This window comes from Parapedobacter lycopersici, from assembly GCF_040395035.1.
In the GTDB taxonomy this organism is placed as follows: Bacteria; Bacteroidota; Bacteroidia; order Sphingobacteriales; family Sphingobacteriaceae; genus Parapedobacter; species Parapedobacter lycopersici_A.
The window spans coordinates 1-16,553 of the sequence record NZ_JBEBRB010000008.1 but is presented as its reverse complement, the minus strand read 5'-3'; the positions used below and the strand labels follow the sequence as shown (position 1 = coordinate 16,553).

Here is a 16,553-nt window from a genome sequence, read left to right as displayed (position 1 = left end):
TTAGTTATATCCGTCATTTTGTATCAATGCACGATCTACCAGGATCTGGTCCGCAGGGATCGGCAGTACGTATCGCCTGCTGTCCGCTAATCCCAGCACCTCGGCCGCCCGGCCGGTTCTGATTAAATCAAACCACCGGTGTGGCTCAAAAGCAAATTCTATCCGGCGTTCCTTTTCAATCGCCAGTAAAAGCCCTTCTTGTGTAGCCGTGCCGGAGGAAACCAGTCCGGCGCGACTGCGTACAGCTTGGAGGTCAAGCTGTGCGCCTTCAAGTTTCTCCCCTCCCTGCCGGGCACGTGCTTCGGCACGGATCAGGTACAATTCGGCGATACGGATTATATACGCGGGGTCAGTTGCCGGACTTCGGTAATACAGATTACCGTACCACCGTCCGTCGGATGTCCGGTCGACCAGTACCGACCGATTACCACCAATGGCCGGGTTAGTTACCAGCGCGACAAACTCGGCATTGGGAGCCCACTGCCTTGTGCCGCCAAGCTGTGGCGGCTGCCAGTTGCCCCGATGGCCGTTGGTATTGGTGGCACTGTAAGCTAATTCAAATACGGACTCTGCAGTAGCCACGGCATCATTCATAAAGAATGTGCCATATGGCTGTAATAACCTGTAATTTGCTTCATCGTCGATTATCCTTGTTGCGTAACCTTCGGCCTTTTCCCAATTTTTTTGATAGAGGTAGTATCGCGCCTTCAATGCCCAGGTGGTTTTCCGTGTTGCCCTGATGCGATTTGTTGTTTCGGGTAGTAATATTTCTGCTTCATCTAAATCGCGCAGTACCTGAGCAAGCGTTTCTTCAACACTGCTCCTCGGGAGGCCACGGTTGTCTGTTGATGTGGACGTTGGGTTAAGGTAAAGTGGCACACCGCCCCATAACCGGGTCAGATCAAAATATGCTAATGCCCTGACGAAATAAGCTTCACCCAGCAACTGATTCTTCTTCTCCTGGGTAAACGTCGGTTCCAGCGGCAAAGCGGCAACTTTATCGATGATGTGATTCGCCCGGTTAACTGTGTTGTAAATAGCTGACCAAACCGCGGCCACGGATTCATTATCTGCACGCACATCATGATTGACAAACTGGCCGGCGGTCGCCCGGGAACCTGTCCATTCGATGTTATCCCCTGATAAATATCCAATCGCCTGGAAAGTGGTTCCGTAATAATTTTCAGCGGCTAGTGCGCGGTACATGCCCCTGACTGCCGTTTCTGCAGAAGTGCCATTGGTGATTGTTGCTTCATCTGAAATAGATTGTTGTGGCTCTACTTCCAGAAACGAATTACAGGAAAGCACGGCTGACAAAGCCGGTATATAGCATAAAATAAGTTTTATATTCATTTTATTAAGCTTTTAATCAAATAGATAATTGAATGCCGAGCTGTATTGTACGTGGCTGTGGAGGGGTGCCGAAATCCAGCCCCTGAACATGCTGTCCGTTGGAAACGTTCGATTCGGGATCCAATCCAGTATAGCGCGTCAGCAACCAAAGGTTGGACCCAATTAAATAAACCCGAAGGGATTTGGACCTTATCCGTTCCGCGATCCGATTGGGGAGCGTGTATCCCAGGGTCAGGGATTGCAGGCGCAGAAATGAACCGTCTTCCAGCAGCCGGCTGTTTTGCTCAAGGCGGTAATTATTACCCACGGTAGTAAATCGGGGAACATCAGTCACGTCGCCCGGTTTCTGCCACCGTTTGGTCGAATTGGCGATTGCGAAGCGGTCGGGGCGCGTACCGCCCGCCATATCGAAGAACTCATTCATATTATATACGTCATTGCCGTATTGGAAGGTAAAAAGCACACCGAGATCCCATGATCCGTACGTGAAATTATTGGTAATTCCGCCGTAAAAATCAGGCAATGCGTTTCCCATAATCTGGCGATCAGCCACAGTAATCCGCCCATCTCCGTTTACATCTTCAAACACAGCATCCCCGGTACTGGGATCCACATATAACTGATTATACAACCAGAAGGAGTACATCGGGTAGCCCTCCTGCATCCGGATCCAGTCGCGGCTATAGACATTGATAGGTGCATTCAGCTTTTTGATGTGGTTGGTGTTACCCGACAGGTTAAAGCTCGTTTGCCATTGGAAATTTTTGTGGCGTATGTTCACCGTCTGGATACCGATCTCGTAGCCTTTATTAATAATCTCCCCTTCATTACTATAATAGGAACCAAATCCGGTGGTGGAAGGCAGCGGCAACTGCAGCAATGCATCCTTGGTATATTTATGATAAAGGTTAAATTCGATGTTGAGTCGTTGCCGCAGCAGGCTGATGTCCAATCCCACGTTCACCTGCCGGGTACGCTCCCATTTCAAATCCCGGTTAGCCAGTTGCTGCGGTGCAGTACCCGGTTTGTCGCCGCCACCCACGATATCGGGATATCCCGCCCCTCCCGACCACAAACCCCGCGCTGCAAAGTCACCAATGTTTTGATTACCAGCCAGCCCATAGCTCCCCCGCAATTTCAAATCATCAATCACGTCGACATCTTCGAGAAAAGACTCCGCTTTTGCTCGCCAGGAAACGCCTACGGACGGGAAATACCCCCATTTATTATTCCGTCCGAAACGGGATGACCCATCGGCTCTGGCGGCCACTTCGATATAATATTTTCCTGCATAATTATAATCAACCCTGGAAAAGAATGAGGCCAGTTTTGACTGTGTCCAAAACTGGTTACTGATCCGGTTCGCGGCAGAAGCGATCAGTTTAAAAGAGTCATTGGCAAAATCGGTACCTTCAGCAGACGTCGTTTTCCGTACATCGCCCTGCAGGGAATTTCCGATAAGGGCCCCGAAGCGGTGTTGCCCCCAATTTTTCCTATAAGTAAGCGTTTGTTCTGTCAACCAGGTGCTGTTCTGGCTGATTGCTGAAGTAGCGCGTCCATTTGTAGGTGGTGCTCCGATGAGTGTTAGGCTATTCCAGTACTCTGCTTCTTCGTAATTATTATAGTCGACACCAAAGCTGGTCCGGAACTTCAGATCCGGAAGAATTTCAACATCAGCGTGAATATTTCCGATGTAACGAAGATTAGCCGTGGTTACATCATAGTTATTCAAGAGTACATCCAGGTTATCCCAAGGTCCCCATTTGGCCGGCGTCCCATCCGGATTGTTTTTTGGCAGGTACGTGGCCACCAGCAATGCGGTTTGAAACATACCTCCCTGGGGACCATCACCAGCACGGGCCTGGTTCCTGAACGTGCGCGACACGCCATTGCTCAAGCCAATCTGTACCCGGTCACTGATTTGTTGGTCGAGGTTAAGCTTAAAGCTCGAACGCTCAAAATACACAGGCCGCATAATCGATTCCTGTCTGTTGTATCCCGCACCAATATAATATCGGGCACTGTTGTTCCCTCCCTGCAATGTCAAATCATAATTCTGCAATTGGGCAGTGCGGAATATGTCTCCCAACCGGTCGTAAGTTTCCTGTTCTTCAGGGGTGCCCCGCCCACCGTCTTCTACGGGTCGAAAAGGCCGGTTTTCATACGTCTGGTTCAGCGCGGGGTTATCAATCCCCGAGTTAATCCAGGACTCATTGAGCAGTGCCGCGTTTTCAGGCCCGGACGCGATTTCCCATATTTTCGGGGCGTGCGCCCATCCGTGGGTGGCATTGAAGCCAACAACAGGTTTCGTGTTAAATGAACCACGCCTGGTGGTCACAATAACTACTCCATTGGCACCGCGCGCGCCGTAAATAGCCGTCGCACTCGCATCCTTTAGCACTTCGATACTTTCGATGTCTGATGGGTTGATGTCTGCGATCGGTGAGGTTTCCTTACCTCCCGTACTGACCGTCTGTAAACTGGTATTGTTTAAGAAAATTCCATCAACAATATATAGTGGGTCATTGTTCGCGTTAATTGACGTTGTTCCCCTTACGCGGATGAAAATCCCTTCACCCGGCACCCCCGTATTTGACGAAATCTGCAGGCCCGCAGCCTTACCTTGCAATTGGGCATCAAAACTTCCCGCCGGAATCTGCTTAGTTTCATCCGCTTTAATCGTTGAAACCGAGCCAACCAGGTCCCGTCGTGATTGGGTGCCATATCCCACAACAACGACATCCTCCAATAGTGTGGCATCCTGTTCCAGCGCAATGGTAATCGGACTTCCGTCGGCCACCACATTGATTGCTTTATATCCGATGTAGGTTACGATAAGCGTGTAAGGAAATTTCTGCCCGGTTACGAAACGGAACTTCCCGTTCTCATCCGTTTTTGTACTGTGTGTTATTCCAGCAATGTCAATCGTCGCGCCGGCAAGGGGTTCTTTCGTCGCCGCATCGATGACCGTGCCATCTAATACGGAATTAACCAACGGTACGGTCTGCTGCGCTATTGTTTCAACAGGGAACGTCAGCACAACAAGCCCACAAAGTATCCACAGCCATTGATATCGTCTTTGAATTTTATGAATAATCATATATCGCTTTAATTATCATGTATAATCTATGGTTTAAATAGATTTTGTTGCTGCAAGAAACCAGCAACCCCGGTATTCACATCACCACCCGCCAACATCAAAAACCCGGGTATTTAACCCATCGACAAAAATTAAATATTACGTGATCTGAAACGGCTTTTTCAGTCTCCATTCAGCCATTTCAAAAGGAAGATCGTTGTGTCGGTTAACGGCACATATTACCGGCGTACATGATAGGCATTGCCGACATGGGAGATGATTTGGAAAGATCAATGCAAATAGAATGTTGCACGACAGGCAGCGTTCCTTGGGTAAATTTAGTGTTCATTTTTTAATCATTTGAAAACAGACAATTACTTATTTCAGTATGACAAAGGTAGCCACTTGTTTTTTCCCGGTATAGGCATAAATCATGCCTATGATATGCAGAAAACATACGCAAAACCGGTTATACGACATCGTAACGTGTCGGAAACGATTAAAAAAGATCTTTTAATACCTGTTTGGCTGCAAAAAAACCACCCATGCCGTGAACGCCTCCACCGGGTGGCGTCGATGCAGAACAAAGATAAATTCCTTTTGCAGATGTCCGGTAAGGTGAAAACCGGAGGGCGGGTCTATTGAATAGCTGTGCAATATTCACCACGCCACCGTTAATATCGCCGCCAATATAATTTGGATTGTACGCTTCCATAGCGGCTGTATTGAACGTATGCGTGGCCAATAGCGTGTCCCGGAATCCCGGGGCAAAACGTTCCACCTGGGCGGTGATTGCCTCGGTCATATCCTGAGTAGAACCATTGGGGACATGGCAATACGCCCAGCCTGTGTGTTTACCCGCCGGGGCCCGCGTATCGTCGAAGACACTCTGCTGGGCAAATAGCACGAACGGTCTATCGGCGCACTTTCCTTCCCATACCAGTCGCTCGCCCGCTGCAATTTCCGCTAAGGTACCTCCTAAGTGCACCGTACCGGCCTTTCGCGCCTGTTCCGCAACAAAAGGAACCGGTTCACTTAATGCCCAGTCTACTTTAAATACCCCCATCCCATACCGGTGGTTCCTCAATTGCCATCGGTAAAAAGAAGACAGCCTATCTCCACAGATTTGAATCAATTGCTTAGGTGAAGTATCAAACAATATGGCTTTTGCCTCTGGTAAATCCGCGAGTGCTGTTACCATTGTATCCGTTTGGATCACGCCGCCCAATGACTGGAAATAAGCTGCCAAGGCATTCGCAATACGTTGTGATCCGCCCTTGGGAATCGGCCATCCGCCACGGTGACCCGCTATGGTAAGCACAAATCCAATAGCCGATGATGTGAGTGATTCCAATGGAATCATGCTGTGGGCAACGATACCCGACCATAAACCTCTTAAGTGTCTGGTTTTAAAACGGGCGGCAATCTGCTTCCCCGATTGCAGTGACTTCAGCCCAAACTCTGCCAATGCAAATGGATCTTTCGGCCATTTCAGCATCGGTCCCAGGATATGCGCTTCAATCCGTGGCCAGTCCTCCACCAATGGATCAAAAAGGCGGCGATAAGCCGGGCCGTCTTCACCCAAACCTGCGGCGGTATCAGCTATCGATTGATAAAGCGCCGCGGCGGAACCATCGTCAAACGGGTGTGCCGCTAATACTTCTGGATTCAGGTATTCCAAGCCAAACTCATGTAAAGGCAACGTCCGGAAAAATGGAGAGGCAGCACCCATTGGATGCACAGCCGAGCAAACGTCATGAAAGAACCCCGGCAGGGTCAGTTCGGCCGTCCGCGTACCACCACCGATCGTGTCCCTGGCTTCCAATAACAGGACCTGAAGCCCGGCGCGTTGCAGGGTAATAGCAGCCGAAAGTCCATTGGGACCGGACCCAACTATTATCGCATCATACTTCATGCGTGTGCTTCACTTTTGGCAACTAAGTTACGGATTGCTGCATTAATTTCGGGATAATCAAAGACAAAACCTCCCGCCGGAAGCTTATGGGAAACGATTCGCCGACCGGACAGTATCAGGTCCGCGTCTACACCGATAAGCAAGCCACCGATCTTTGCAGCCCAAGTATAATTAGGCAGTCCCAATGGCATCTTCAATGCGTGGCGCAATGCCTTCATCAATTCCCAGTTCGGAACCGGATTTGGACTACAGGCATGGATGACACCATAGATATCACGATGGTTAATAATCCAGTCCACTACCCGGACAAAGTCGGTTTCATGAATCCATGAAACATACTGGTTACCGTTGCCAATACGCCCTCCAAGTCCCAGACGAACCAAACGGATCAACGGCTTCAGCATGCCCCCATTAGCAAACAACACTGCGCTGATTCTCAGCCACACATTGCGTGTATTCGGTGTGTGCCTGGCGCGAAGCGCCTGCTCCCATTGCTGGGTCACCCGCGCAAGGAAGTCCTCTCCATGCGGCTCATCTCCTTCGTTCCGGACTACATCTGACGATTCATAAATCGAAATTCCAGAAGCGTTGATCCATAACTTCGGCGGAACCAAAACCTGCTGTATCGCTTCGCCAATTACCGTTGTTGTGTCGATCCGGGAACGCCATATCCGATCTTTGTTAGCCGTTGTTAATCGGCTATTGATAGATTCGCCCGACAGATTAATCACCGTATCGGCACCATCCAGTTCCCTATACCAATCACCCATTGAGCAGCCGTCCCAGCGAACGTAACGCACGCCATCACGTGCTGACCTTACTGTCCTTGTTAATACGACAAGCTCATTCGCCGCGTTCAAATAATACCGGATAATCGCCGACCCAAGCCAGCCAGTCCCACCGGCTATGATGATTTTAGCCATAAAACATGTCTATTTTCCGTAGCTTTTCAACTGCAGCTTCCAGCGTATGCATCGACTTAGCAAAACATAAGCGCAATAACCGCTGGCTAATGGGATCCGTATAGAAAGCTGCCACCGGAATCGTTGCCAATCCAAACTCCCTGGTTAACCGTTCACTGAATCCCCCCTCCTCCTGCTCACTCAGTGCGGAATAATCAACCAGCTGAAAATAAGTTCCTTCACAGGGCAAGAGACGGAAACCCGTTCCCTCCACTGCCGCACGCAAAAAATCACGCTTTTCCTGGAAGAAAGCAGGCAATTGTTCATATTCCGATTGATCGTCAAGGAAATCCGCCAGTGCGTGCTGTACCGGGGTATTTACACTGAAAACGTTAAACTGATGTACTTTTCTAAATGCATCGGTCAGCCACGAAGGGGCCACAGCATATCCCGCTTTCCATCCGGTTACGTGGAAAAGCTTTCCGAACGATCCGATCACAAAACTCCGGTCCCGCAGTGCAGGGTATTGCAATACGCTGGAAAACCTACGCCCGTCATATACGATGTCTGCGTATACTTCGTCGCTCAAAACAAAAATGCCGGTTCCCTGTATTAGGTTCGAAAGTTTATTAAAATCAACGTCCGTCAGCAGTTTCGAACTCGGGTTACCCGGAGAGTTGATAATGATCAGCTTTGTTTTCTCGGTAATGCAACGTGCTACTTGCTGCCAGTCAATCGCAAAATCAGGGGCCAGTAAGGTAATATGACGTACCACACCGCCAAACAATTGCACAGTAGGAGCATAAGCGTCATAAGCCGGGTCAAAAACGATTACTTCATCACCAGAATTAACCACCGCTGCTATAGCATCAAAGAGTGCCTGCGTGCCGCCGGCCGTTATGGTTATCTCTTCCGTCGGGTCAACGGTCAACCCGTATGTATGCGCTATTTTTTCCGCTATGCGCTCACGCAGCGAAAGTACGCCCGGCATTGGGGCATATTGGTTATACCCTTTACGCATATAGTTCTCAACCAGACCAATCAATTTCGGCGAACAATCAAAATCAGGAAAGCCTTGAGAAAGATTAATGGCCCCGTATCGCTGGGCGAGTGCCGACATCCTGGAAAATATACTGATGCCAACAGCCGGAAGCTTTGGATTAAATTGGGGAAATGAATTCATCAAACTAAGTTATATTAATCCCGATGCCAAGGGCAAGTATGCACTGGGTGACCACAAATATACCAAACGTAGGCTAAGGACAGTATCACTTTCGATGATTAGCATTTTACCAGTCTATTAATCATACTGTCCGGCTTCCAGCGAACTTCTGGATAACAGGTAGTTTCGCTCTACGCGGTCCAACACAATATACAGGGAGTCCCGGTGCTCATTCGTCCCGGTCAGCACCACCCGCTGTCCGTCGGCAGTTTCATAATGCAGGACCATTTTATGTCGTGTCAGTGGACGCGGCCCCCTTGCAAATCCGCGGTTCCTTCGGGTGTTAATTCCCCGTGGGTGAATCTTGGTACGTTCATCACCGATGCGTTCCCACGCTGTTTCATCAATCCAGTCTCCGGCGGACAGGCCGGATGTCACTGCCGCCTGCCGGGCAGTACTTGCCGGCACACCACGTTCATCGGAGTCGCCACCAACCGGGACTTTATCCTGTAGGTATAACATTTGCGTTGTCGTGTCGGCATAATAATGGAATACCCGCCTCCCACCAGCCGTACCGGTGATTTCAAAATTCCGCTCCAAATCCATGATGGGGTTACCACCCCCATTGGACAGGCTCAGTCTGGTGGGCTTGTTCACCTTGTAGGCCAGGGTAGTCCACTTCTCAAAAATCGCTTCCTGCCAGCGCACGATATCCAGGGGAGAATACGGTATTTCCTCACCGTTAATCTTAAACTCCGAAACATCGTAGTATCCGCGCAGGGCCTTTACCCCGGGTGTCGAAGGCTGTTTATAGGGGTCGTACAGAAAGTCCACCAGCTGCAGGTAAAAGAGCACCCCGAGGAACAGAAAGATGACAAAGGCCTTCAACCCATAACGGAGCCCTTTTTGCCAGCGCTTAGGAAACGTGGGCCAGTAATCAACAGGCACAGTATATTGCTGCAGGATAAACAGCCGGTGTATTCTAGGCACGTAATAACCAAAAATGTACAATCCCAGCAACACAAAATAGAACGCATACCCCTGTACACCACCATCATACGCGTGATTTACCCAAGTAATGCTGCCCAGGGCACCAAAAAGTAAAGCGGCTCCGAAAACAGTGGTCTGCCTGAAAAATAGCAGCGTACCCGCAAGCACTTCAACGATACCTGCAAATACTTGATACCAAGGCACAATACCGATAGACATCCAATAGATTTTCTGACCCGAAAAATCACCGAAATCCGTATTCAGCAACCCTTCAGAAGGATACGGCATCTGAACAGGCAGCAATTTGGTAAAGCCAAAACCAATAATACCAATGCCCGCCCGGTAACGGGCCATTACCAACGCCCAATAGTACAACGTATTATACTCCCTGGCTTTTCGATCGATCAACGTCCATACGAATGCGCCGACCGAAGCTATCGCCAGCAAGGTTACCCAGATTGCATGCCCGGCTAACCTCGGAATCCCCAGCCATTGGGTAAGCCATGGGAATGATGGGTTAAAACGGGCAATGTCATACAGGTCACGATAATGCAGGCTGGTCCAGTCCGTATCAATCCATAGTCGAAACCAGCTAAAATCCGGCGGTATCGAAAACACCCCCGGAGGTACTACCAGCAACACGATGTAAATAAAGCCGACCCGAAAAGCAAACTTTTGAAAGGCGGTCCATGCACGCGGCTGGGATGGCCCATCACCTGCTGGTATGGACACGGCTGGATTCGCTGTTTCCGGCTGCCGGATTGTTTTTTCTTCTGACATAACGCAATGTTTTAAGTATGCAATAAGAACTACAAAATCAATTCATTTCCCCGTCTTCCGCCGGTCCGCTGAAGTTCCTCTCGAAGGTATTTTTTATCCAGGCGATCGAGCACCGCGGTTACCGAATCACCCGCAGCCGTCGTTCCGAAAACAACGAGCGTATGTGCATCAGGACGTTTATAATGCAACACGAATTGATCGCCCGCATAATGCGGGTTTTTATTTTCCAAATGCAGCGCACGCGCCGCGGTATCAATGCGATAATGATAATAATGACGGCCGGCAGTACCCGCCAATTCATATAGTCGATCCCGGTCATCGCGATGAAATACTTCGCTTGTGGCATGCCAAGGCTGGATCTTTGCGGCCGTTTTAATACTCAGTGTAGACCATTCTTCAAACACCACATTCTGCCAGCGGACAGTATCTTTTTTATCATAAGGAATTTCCCGGCCGTTGAATCGGAATTCACGAACGTTATATAAACCACGGGCATTGGTCAGGCCCGGCGTTTCAGGGTACTGGTATGGACCCTCCGTGTATACCACATAAGCTTTGTATCCAGCAAGGCCCACAAAAAAGAAAACAAAAGCCGATTTCAGCCCAATCCGCAATTTTTGCTGCCACGCATGAGCATAAACGAGTCGGTAGTTGTCCGGTTGCGCTGGTTTAGCCAGTGAAAATACAAGAATGATACGGTGTATATCGTGCAGCAGCAGAAAAGCAGCCATCTGCAGCAAATACAAACTATAAATCGCTTCGCCACCTTCGTATGCCAGGTTTGACAGGAATACATTACCGTGGAAAACAAGGATCAGAAAGGCGCCGATAGCCGTTGTCCGGCGGTATAGCAGCAAGAGTCCGCCCAGCACTTCAAGGCTTCCCAAAAACACCTCAAAAGAGGGGGCTATGCCCAGGCTTAATGAAAAAATTTTCCAGGCCGACAAATCACCGTAATTCGTATTGAAATTACTCAAAGACGGATTGGGTGCTTGGAGCGGGAAGACCTTGATCAGCCCATAGGCGATTACACCGATAGCCAGCCGGTATCGCAGCACAACCCGCAACACATAATACAAACGATCGTAATTCCACTTCAATCCTTTTTTTTGCGCGATCCATGACCATATCCAGGTCAGCACGCCGGCAATGATCACGAGGAAGAGCCAATCCAGCAATGTATTCAATCCCCAGAAATCCACGGATTTAATGTGATGCACAAACTGTGGGGTATACCTGCTGATATTGAAAATATCAGCGAACTGCAATTGCAGCCAATTGATGGAAAGTACATGCTGGTAATACTTCCAGTCCAGCGGCACGGCCTGTAGCATTAAATAGCTAAAAATAAACCGAAAAATCACTTTCTCCCGGTGATTCCAGGATACGACGGTGGTTTGTTCCAATGAAAATGCCATAACATTCATTATTAATAACCATGATTCTGTTCAAGCGCCGGATCGATAAGTATCTGGCCAATCGGTATTGGCAGCACATATTTATCCGGGTCGGTTAAGTTGAGTACTTCATCCGCCCGTCCCGTCCGCACCAGGTCAAACCACCGATGGGGCTCAAAGGCAAACTCAAACCGACGTTCATTTTCGATCGCCAGCAGCAGGGTTTCTTTTGTCGACGCGCTATCGGGCTTGAGCTCCGCACGATCACGTATGGTATTCAGGTCGTCCAGCGCACCGACCAACCTTGATCCTCCCAAATTTGCCCGTGCTTCGGCACGGATCAGGTATAGTTCTGCGATACGGATTACATATGACGGATCAACGGGTGGATTGCGGTAATATAAATTCCCATACCAGATGCCCGAAGGGGTCTGCGCAACAAGTGCCTTTCTGCCTCCACCAATAGCCGGATCAGTAAGCTGTGATATGAATTCATCTGTCGGAAACCAGCGACGGACCCCGCCATTAACCGGAGGCTGCCAATTATTCCGGTGACCATTGGTATTATTATTACTGTAAGCGGTCTCAAAGACCGACTCCCGGGATCCCACCACATTATTGGCGAACCAACTGCTATAGGGTTTCATCAACGTATAATTCGGGTCTTCTATCACCGCGCTGGCATAGAACTCCGCCTGCTCCCAGTCTTGCTGGTATAAATAAAACCGGGCTTTCAGTGCCCAAACGGTATTCTTCGTCGCCCGGACCCGGTTAACGCCAGTCGGCAGGCGGCTTTCCGCCTCGTCCAGGTCACGAAGCACCTGGGCGTACGTTTCCGCAAGGGAGCTTCGGCTTATTCCCTTGGTGTCGTCCACCGATTCCGTAGGAGTAAGCACCAACTGCACCCCTCCCCAGGTACGGGCCAGGTCGAAATAAGCTAACGCACGGATAAAATAAGCCTCACCGAGTATGCGGTTGCGGGATGCACCATCAATCAGCTGATCCGAAAGTGCGGGTACTTTTGCAATGATGTGATTAACCTGATTGATGGTGTTATAAATCGCAACCCAAACGCTCTCCACTTCCTCGTTATCGGACCGGACGTCACGCTGGATGAATTCCCGGTTTACCGTCCGGGAATCTCCCCAGGCCAGTTCGCCCCCCTGCAGGTAAATCGCAAACTGGAACGTAGTGCCGTAATAGCCGTTGCTTGCCAGTGCCCGATAGGCTCCATTTAGTGCCGTCTCAGCTGAGCCGAGGTCTACGATTGTCGCGTCATCCGATGCTTCATCGCGGGGTTGCACATCCAAAAAGGTTTCGCAGGACGCCAGCGAAAAAAACGTAAGTATAATAAAGCAGTATGTGTTTCGTACGTTCATTGTTTTCATTTTTACCTATCAGAATTTAAGATTGACACCGAGTTGAAATGAAATAGGCTGTGGTGCCGTTCCCACGTCAATCCCGCGGGCATTTTGATCGGCCGTATGCACGGATTCGGGATCGGGGCCGAGGTAATTGGTCAGCAACCAAAGGTTCGAACCCACGGCATACAGCCGTAGCGTTTTAAGCCCCAGTTTTGCCGCTGCATTCCCTGGAAGCGTATATCCTACCGTCAACGTCTTCAAACGGACAAATGAACCATCCTCCAAAAAGCGGCTGCTTTGCTCAATACCATAATTGTTACCCACGCTGGTTGCCCTCGGAACGTCGGTCACATCTCCCGGTTGCTGCCAACGGTTTAGGTTATAGGCCAGGATGGAGCGGTTGCCGCCTTTGGTGCCCCCGCCTTCCATCAGTATTCTGTCAAAACTGACCACCTTATTGCCGTACTGATAAGTCAACAGCACGTTAAAATCAAAAGCACCAAAGGTTATATTGTTAGCCAGACCACCAAAAAACTTCGGGTTTGCATCCCCCAGCAGCTGTCGATCAGCCACGGTAATGTTCCCATCGCCATTTACGTCTTCAAATACCGCGGCGCCGGTTTGCGGGTCCACATAAAGCTGTTTATACAGCCAGAAAGAATATAATGGATAACCGGCTTCATTCCGGGCCATATCGCGGGAGCCATAGACCAGCGGAAAATCCAGTTGTTCCACGCGGTTCCAGTTCCTTGTAAAGTTGAATTGTGTCGTCCACCGCAATTTTGAAGTCACAATATTCGTTGACGAGATCGCAAGCTCAATGCCTTTATTACTGATCTCGCCACTATTCGCATAATAGCTCGAAAAGCCCGAAATCGCTTCAATCGGCAAGGGCAATAATAAATCCGTCGTATACTTATTATAATAATCTACGGTAACCGCCAGGCGGTTGTTCAGGAAGCCAAGGTCCAGCCCCACATCAAACTGCCTCGTTTTCTCCCATCGTAAATCGGGGTTGGCAAGCTGTGACGGACGTGTTCCGGACTGGTCCGTTCCGCCGGGGACCGCCAGGTAGTTGGCGCCGCCGGACCATAATCCAAGGGCTGCAAAATTATTGATCCCGTTCTGATTCCCCAGGATTCCCAGGCTCGCGCGGAGTTTAATATCGCTTATTGCGTTGATATCCCTTAAAAAAGCCTCTTCCTTAAGTCGCCATGATACGCCCACTGAAGGGAAATAGCCCCATCGGTTATTGGCACCGAATTTTGATGATCCATCCGCGCGTAAGGATCCTTCGATATAATACTTATTCCGGTAATTATAATCCACCCGGGCAAAGAATGAAGCCAGGTTCACCTTCGTCCACCCCTGTTCAGCGGTTACTACACTTGCCGCACTGATCTGCGTATAGTTGCTATTGGGAAAACCTGTACCCTGGGCCTGTGTGAATTTCAGGACATTGCTTTGGAACGTATTGCCCAGCAAGGCCCCAATATGATGGTCATCCGAAAACGTCCTTCGATAAGTTAACGTTTGCTCATTGATCCACGTACTGTTTTGCGTAATCGCAGAGATGGCAAGCCCGCCGGCGGCGCCTCTTAATGTTTTGTCGGTATTGTATTCGCTTTCATCGTAATTGTTGTAATCTGCGCTCCAGCTTGTTCTTAATGTAAAATAGTCGGCAAAATTGACTTCCCCATATACATTACCGATATAGCGCAGGGATGCCGTTTGTACTGACACATCCGTCAGCAACAAATCCGTATTCTCAAACGCCTGTCTGAATGGTGTACCATCCGGATTATTCTTGGGTTGATACGTGGGTGTGTGTAGGGCCGCCTGAAATATCCCCGTGCCCGGACCAGTGCCGGCGCGTACCTGGTTACGGTGCGAATAAGATAGGGTATTACTGGTTCCCACAATAAAATGATCACTTACTTTCTGGTCCAGGTTCACCTTGAAACTCCCCCGCTGAAAATGCGCAGGACGCAGATTAGCTTCCTGCGAAGTATAATTGGCTCCCAGATAATAGCGTGTAACCATGCCTCCACCTTGCACCGCTAAATCGTAGTTCTGCAGTTGTGCGGTTTTTAAAATATCACTTATTCTATCGTACGTTTTCTGTTCCTCGGGAAGCCCCAGGCCAGGTACCCCATTGATTAACTCGTTCACCGGGCGGAAGGGCCGGTTTTCGTAGGTCTGGTTCAATGTTGGATTGTCAATACCCGAATTAATCCACGCTTCATTGACCAGCAGGGCATGCTCAATTCCGGTGGTCTGTTTCCAAAGCCTGTTTTGATCGGCCCAGGCGATCCCCTGTAATGTATTGAAGGTGATCGTAGCCGGTTGTTCATAATTACCTCGCTTTGTGGTGATAATAATGACCCCATTAGCCCCCCTCGATCCATAGATCGCGGTTGCGCTTGCATCTTTCAACACCTCAATACTTTCAATGTCGGAGGGGTTGATATCTGAAATTGGAGATGTTGCTTTACCGCCCAGATCAACAGATGACAAGCTTTCATTATTTACAAACACACCATCAATAATATAAAGCGGGTCGGCGCTTGCGTTGATTGAAGCTGCACCGCGCACCCGCACGACCACCGCATCGCCGGGAACACCTGACTGTGAATTGACCTGCAAGCCGGCAGCCGTTCCCTGCAGCTGAGCATCAAAGCCGGCGACGGGAATTGTTGCGACATCTTCGGCAGTTATTTTGGCAACAGACCCGATAAGGTCTCTTTTCCGTTGCGTACCATAACCTACCACCACCACTTCATCGAGTCCGGTGGCATCCGGCTCCAATTCGATGGTTATCGGACTGCCATCGGCGATAACGGACCTGGATTTATAGCCAATAAAGCTCACAATGATGGTATAGGGAAACTGCTGGCCTGTTATAAATTGAAACCGACCTTGGCTATTTGTTTTCGTACGATGGGTAACGCCCTGTAACTGCAGTGAAGCGCCGGCAAGCGGCTCCTTCGTAACCGCATCTACGACCAGACCATCCAATGTCGAATTTATCAGTGGGGTAGTTTCCTGTGCATTGGCTGACAGCACCGTGATACACAAAAGCAGGAGACAAGGGAGTAGATTGCCAAAAATAAATAAAGTTAAATAAGGTATTCGTTTGATATAGATAGCCATTGCTTATGTTCTTAATATATTCGGTAAACCAACCAACTGCTGGATTTAGCTGTAAAATGCACAAAGCCAGGTAGCTGGACACATATTCAAAAAGAGAAAGTCCGGTAGCCGTGTACCGACTACCGGCAGCACATGGTCATCTGCATGGGGTAAGTAAAGGAATTGTTCCAGCCGCGTGACGGATTAGGCGCAGCCAGGAACCGCAGTAAAGGAAATACCTGCTTAATAAGTTGTTGTTGATCGTCCATTGTTAATTAGTATAGCGTGTAAAATCAAGTAATAATCAAAACACAATGAACTGTGTTTCAATAGCACAACGCAAATGTATACCAATTAAATAGACTTTTTTATGCACAAAACATACCTTTTCAGGTTATAAATTATGCTTAAAATAAATGAAATAGTCCGGTTTATCCGTTGTGGTCCGTTCTCCGGGGGGATGATGCCGTTGGGTTCGG

General features: G+C 49.2%; 9 protein-coding genes. All 9 read right to left on the bottom strand.

Annotation, left to right across the window (positions count from 1 at the left end; genetic code table 11):
• The 9 genes from ABWO75_RS03690 to ABWO75_RS03650 all read right to left on the bottom strand — a co-directional run bounded on the left by ABWO75_RS03690 (window position 1) and on the right by ABWO75_RS03650 (window position 16,095).
• Window positions 1-1,353: a RagB/SusD family nutrient uptake outer membrane protein gene (locus ABWO75_RS03690; RefSeq protein ID WP_353182679.1), complete on the bottom strand. Its 1,353-nt coding sequence runs from the start codon at window positions 1,351-1,353 to the stop codon at window positions 1-3.
• 16 nt (window positions 1,354-1,369) lie between these two features.
• Window positions 1,370-4,453 carry a SusC/RagA family TonB-linked outer membrane protein gene (locus tag ABWO75_RS03685; protein ID WP_353182677.1) on the bottom strand — a complete coding sequence of 1,028 codons (3,084 nt, stop codon included), beginning with the start codon at window positions 4,451-4,453 and terminating at the stop codon, window positions 1,370-1,372.
• A 478-nt stretch (window positions 4,454-4,931) separates the two neighbouring features.
• Complete coding sequence (locus ABWO75_RS03680; protein ID WP_353182675.1) at window positions 4,932-6,347, bottom strand: phytoene desaturase family protein; 1,416 nt, start codon at window positions 6,345-6,347, stop codon at window positions 4,932-4,934.
• Window positions 6,344-7,270, bottom strand: a complete 927-nt coding sequence (locus ABWO75_RS03675) for a TIGR01777 family oxidoreductase (protein ID WP_353182673.1) — start codon at window positions 7,268-7,270, stop codon at window positions 6,344-6,346. Before ABWO75_RS03675 ends, ABWO75_RS03680 begins: the two co-directional genes overlap by 4 nt.
• A complete protein-coding gene (locus ABWO75_RS03670; RefSeq protein ID WP_353182757.1) occupies window positions 7,263-8,432 on the bottom strand; it encodes a methionine aminotransferase in 1,170 nt (389 codons plus the stop codon). Before ABWO75_RS03670 ends, ABWO75_RS03675 begins: the two co-directional genes overlap by 8 nt.
• A 117-nt stretch (window positions 8,433-8,549) precedes the next feature.
• Entirely contained in the window at window positions 8,550-10,181 is a 1,632-nt protein-coding gene (locus ABWO75_RS03665) for a hypothetical protein (RefSeq protein WP_353182671.1), read from the bottom strand.
• A gap of 29 nt (window positions 10,182-10,210) precedes the next feature.
• The gene (locus tag ABWO75_RS03660) at window positions 10,211-11,599 is read right to left on the bottom strand and encodes a DoxX family protein (RefSeq protein ID WP_353182669.1); all 1,389 of its coding nucleotides are present in this window, start codon (window positions 11,597-11,599) and stop codon (window positions 10,211-10,213) included.
• Between the two features lie 11 nt (window positions 11,600-11,610).
• Complete coding sequence (locus ABWO75_RS03655) at window positions 11,611-12,957, bottom strand: RagB/SusD family nutrient uptake outer membrane protein (RefSeq protein WP_353182667.1); 1,347 nt, start codon at window positions 12,955-12,957, stop codon at window positions 11,611-11,613.
• Window positions 12,958-12,975: 18 nt separating this feature from the next.
• Window positions 12,976-16,095 carry a SusC/RagA family TonB-linked outer membrane protein gene (locus tag ABWO75_RS03650; RefSeq protein WP_353182665.1) on the bottom strand — a complete coding sequence of 1,040 codons (3,120 nt, stop codon included), beginning with the start codon at window positions 16,093-16,095 and terminating at the stop codon, window positions 12,976-12,978.
• Between the last annotated feature and the right edge of the window lie 458 nt (window positions 16,096-16,553).

Coding starts and splice junctions, on each gene's coding strand:
- ABWO75_RS03690 (WP_353182679.1), bottom strand. CDS start 1,353: ATGAATATAAAACTTATTTTATGCTATATACCGGCTTTGTCAGCCGTG.
- ABWO75_RS03685 (WP_353182677.1), bottom strand. CDS start 4,453: ATGATTATTCATAAAATTCAAAGACGATATCAATGGCTGTGGATACTT.
- ABWO75_RS03680 (WP_353182675.1), bottom strand. CDS start 6,347: ATGAAGTATGATGCGATAATAGTTGGGTCCGGTCCCAATGGACTTTCG.
- ABWO75_RS03675 (WP_353182673.1), bottom strand. CDS start 7,270: ATGGCTAAAATCATCATAGCCGGTGGGACTGGCTGGCTTGGGTCGGCG.
- ABWO75_RS03670 (WP_353182757.1), bottom strand. CDS start 8,432: ATGAATTCATTTCCCCAATTTAATCCAAAGCTTCCGGCTGTTGGCATC.
- ABWO75_RS03665 (WP_353182671.1), bottom strand. CDS start 10,181: ATGTCAGAAGAAAAAACAATCCGGCAGCCGGAAACAGCGAATCCAGCC.
- ABWO75_RS03660 (WP_353182669.1), bottom strand. CDS start 11,599: ATGGCATTTTCATTGGAACAAACCACCGTCGTATCCTGGAATCACCGG.
- ABWO75_RS03655 (WP_353182667.1), bottom strand. CDS start 12,957: ATGAACGTACGAAACACATACTGCTTTATTATACTTACGTTTTTTTCG.
- ABWO75_RS03650 (WP_353182665.1), bottom strand. CDS start 16,095: ATGGCTATCTATATCAAACGAATACCTTATTTAACTTTATTTATTTTT.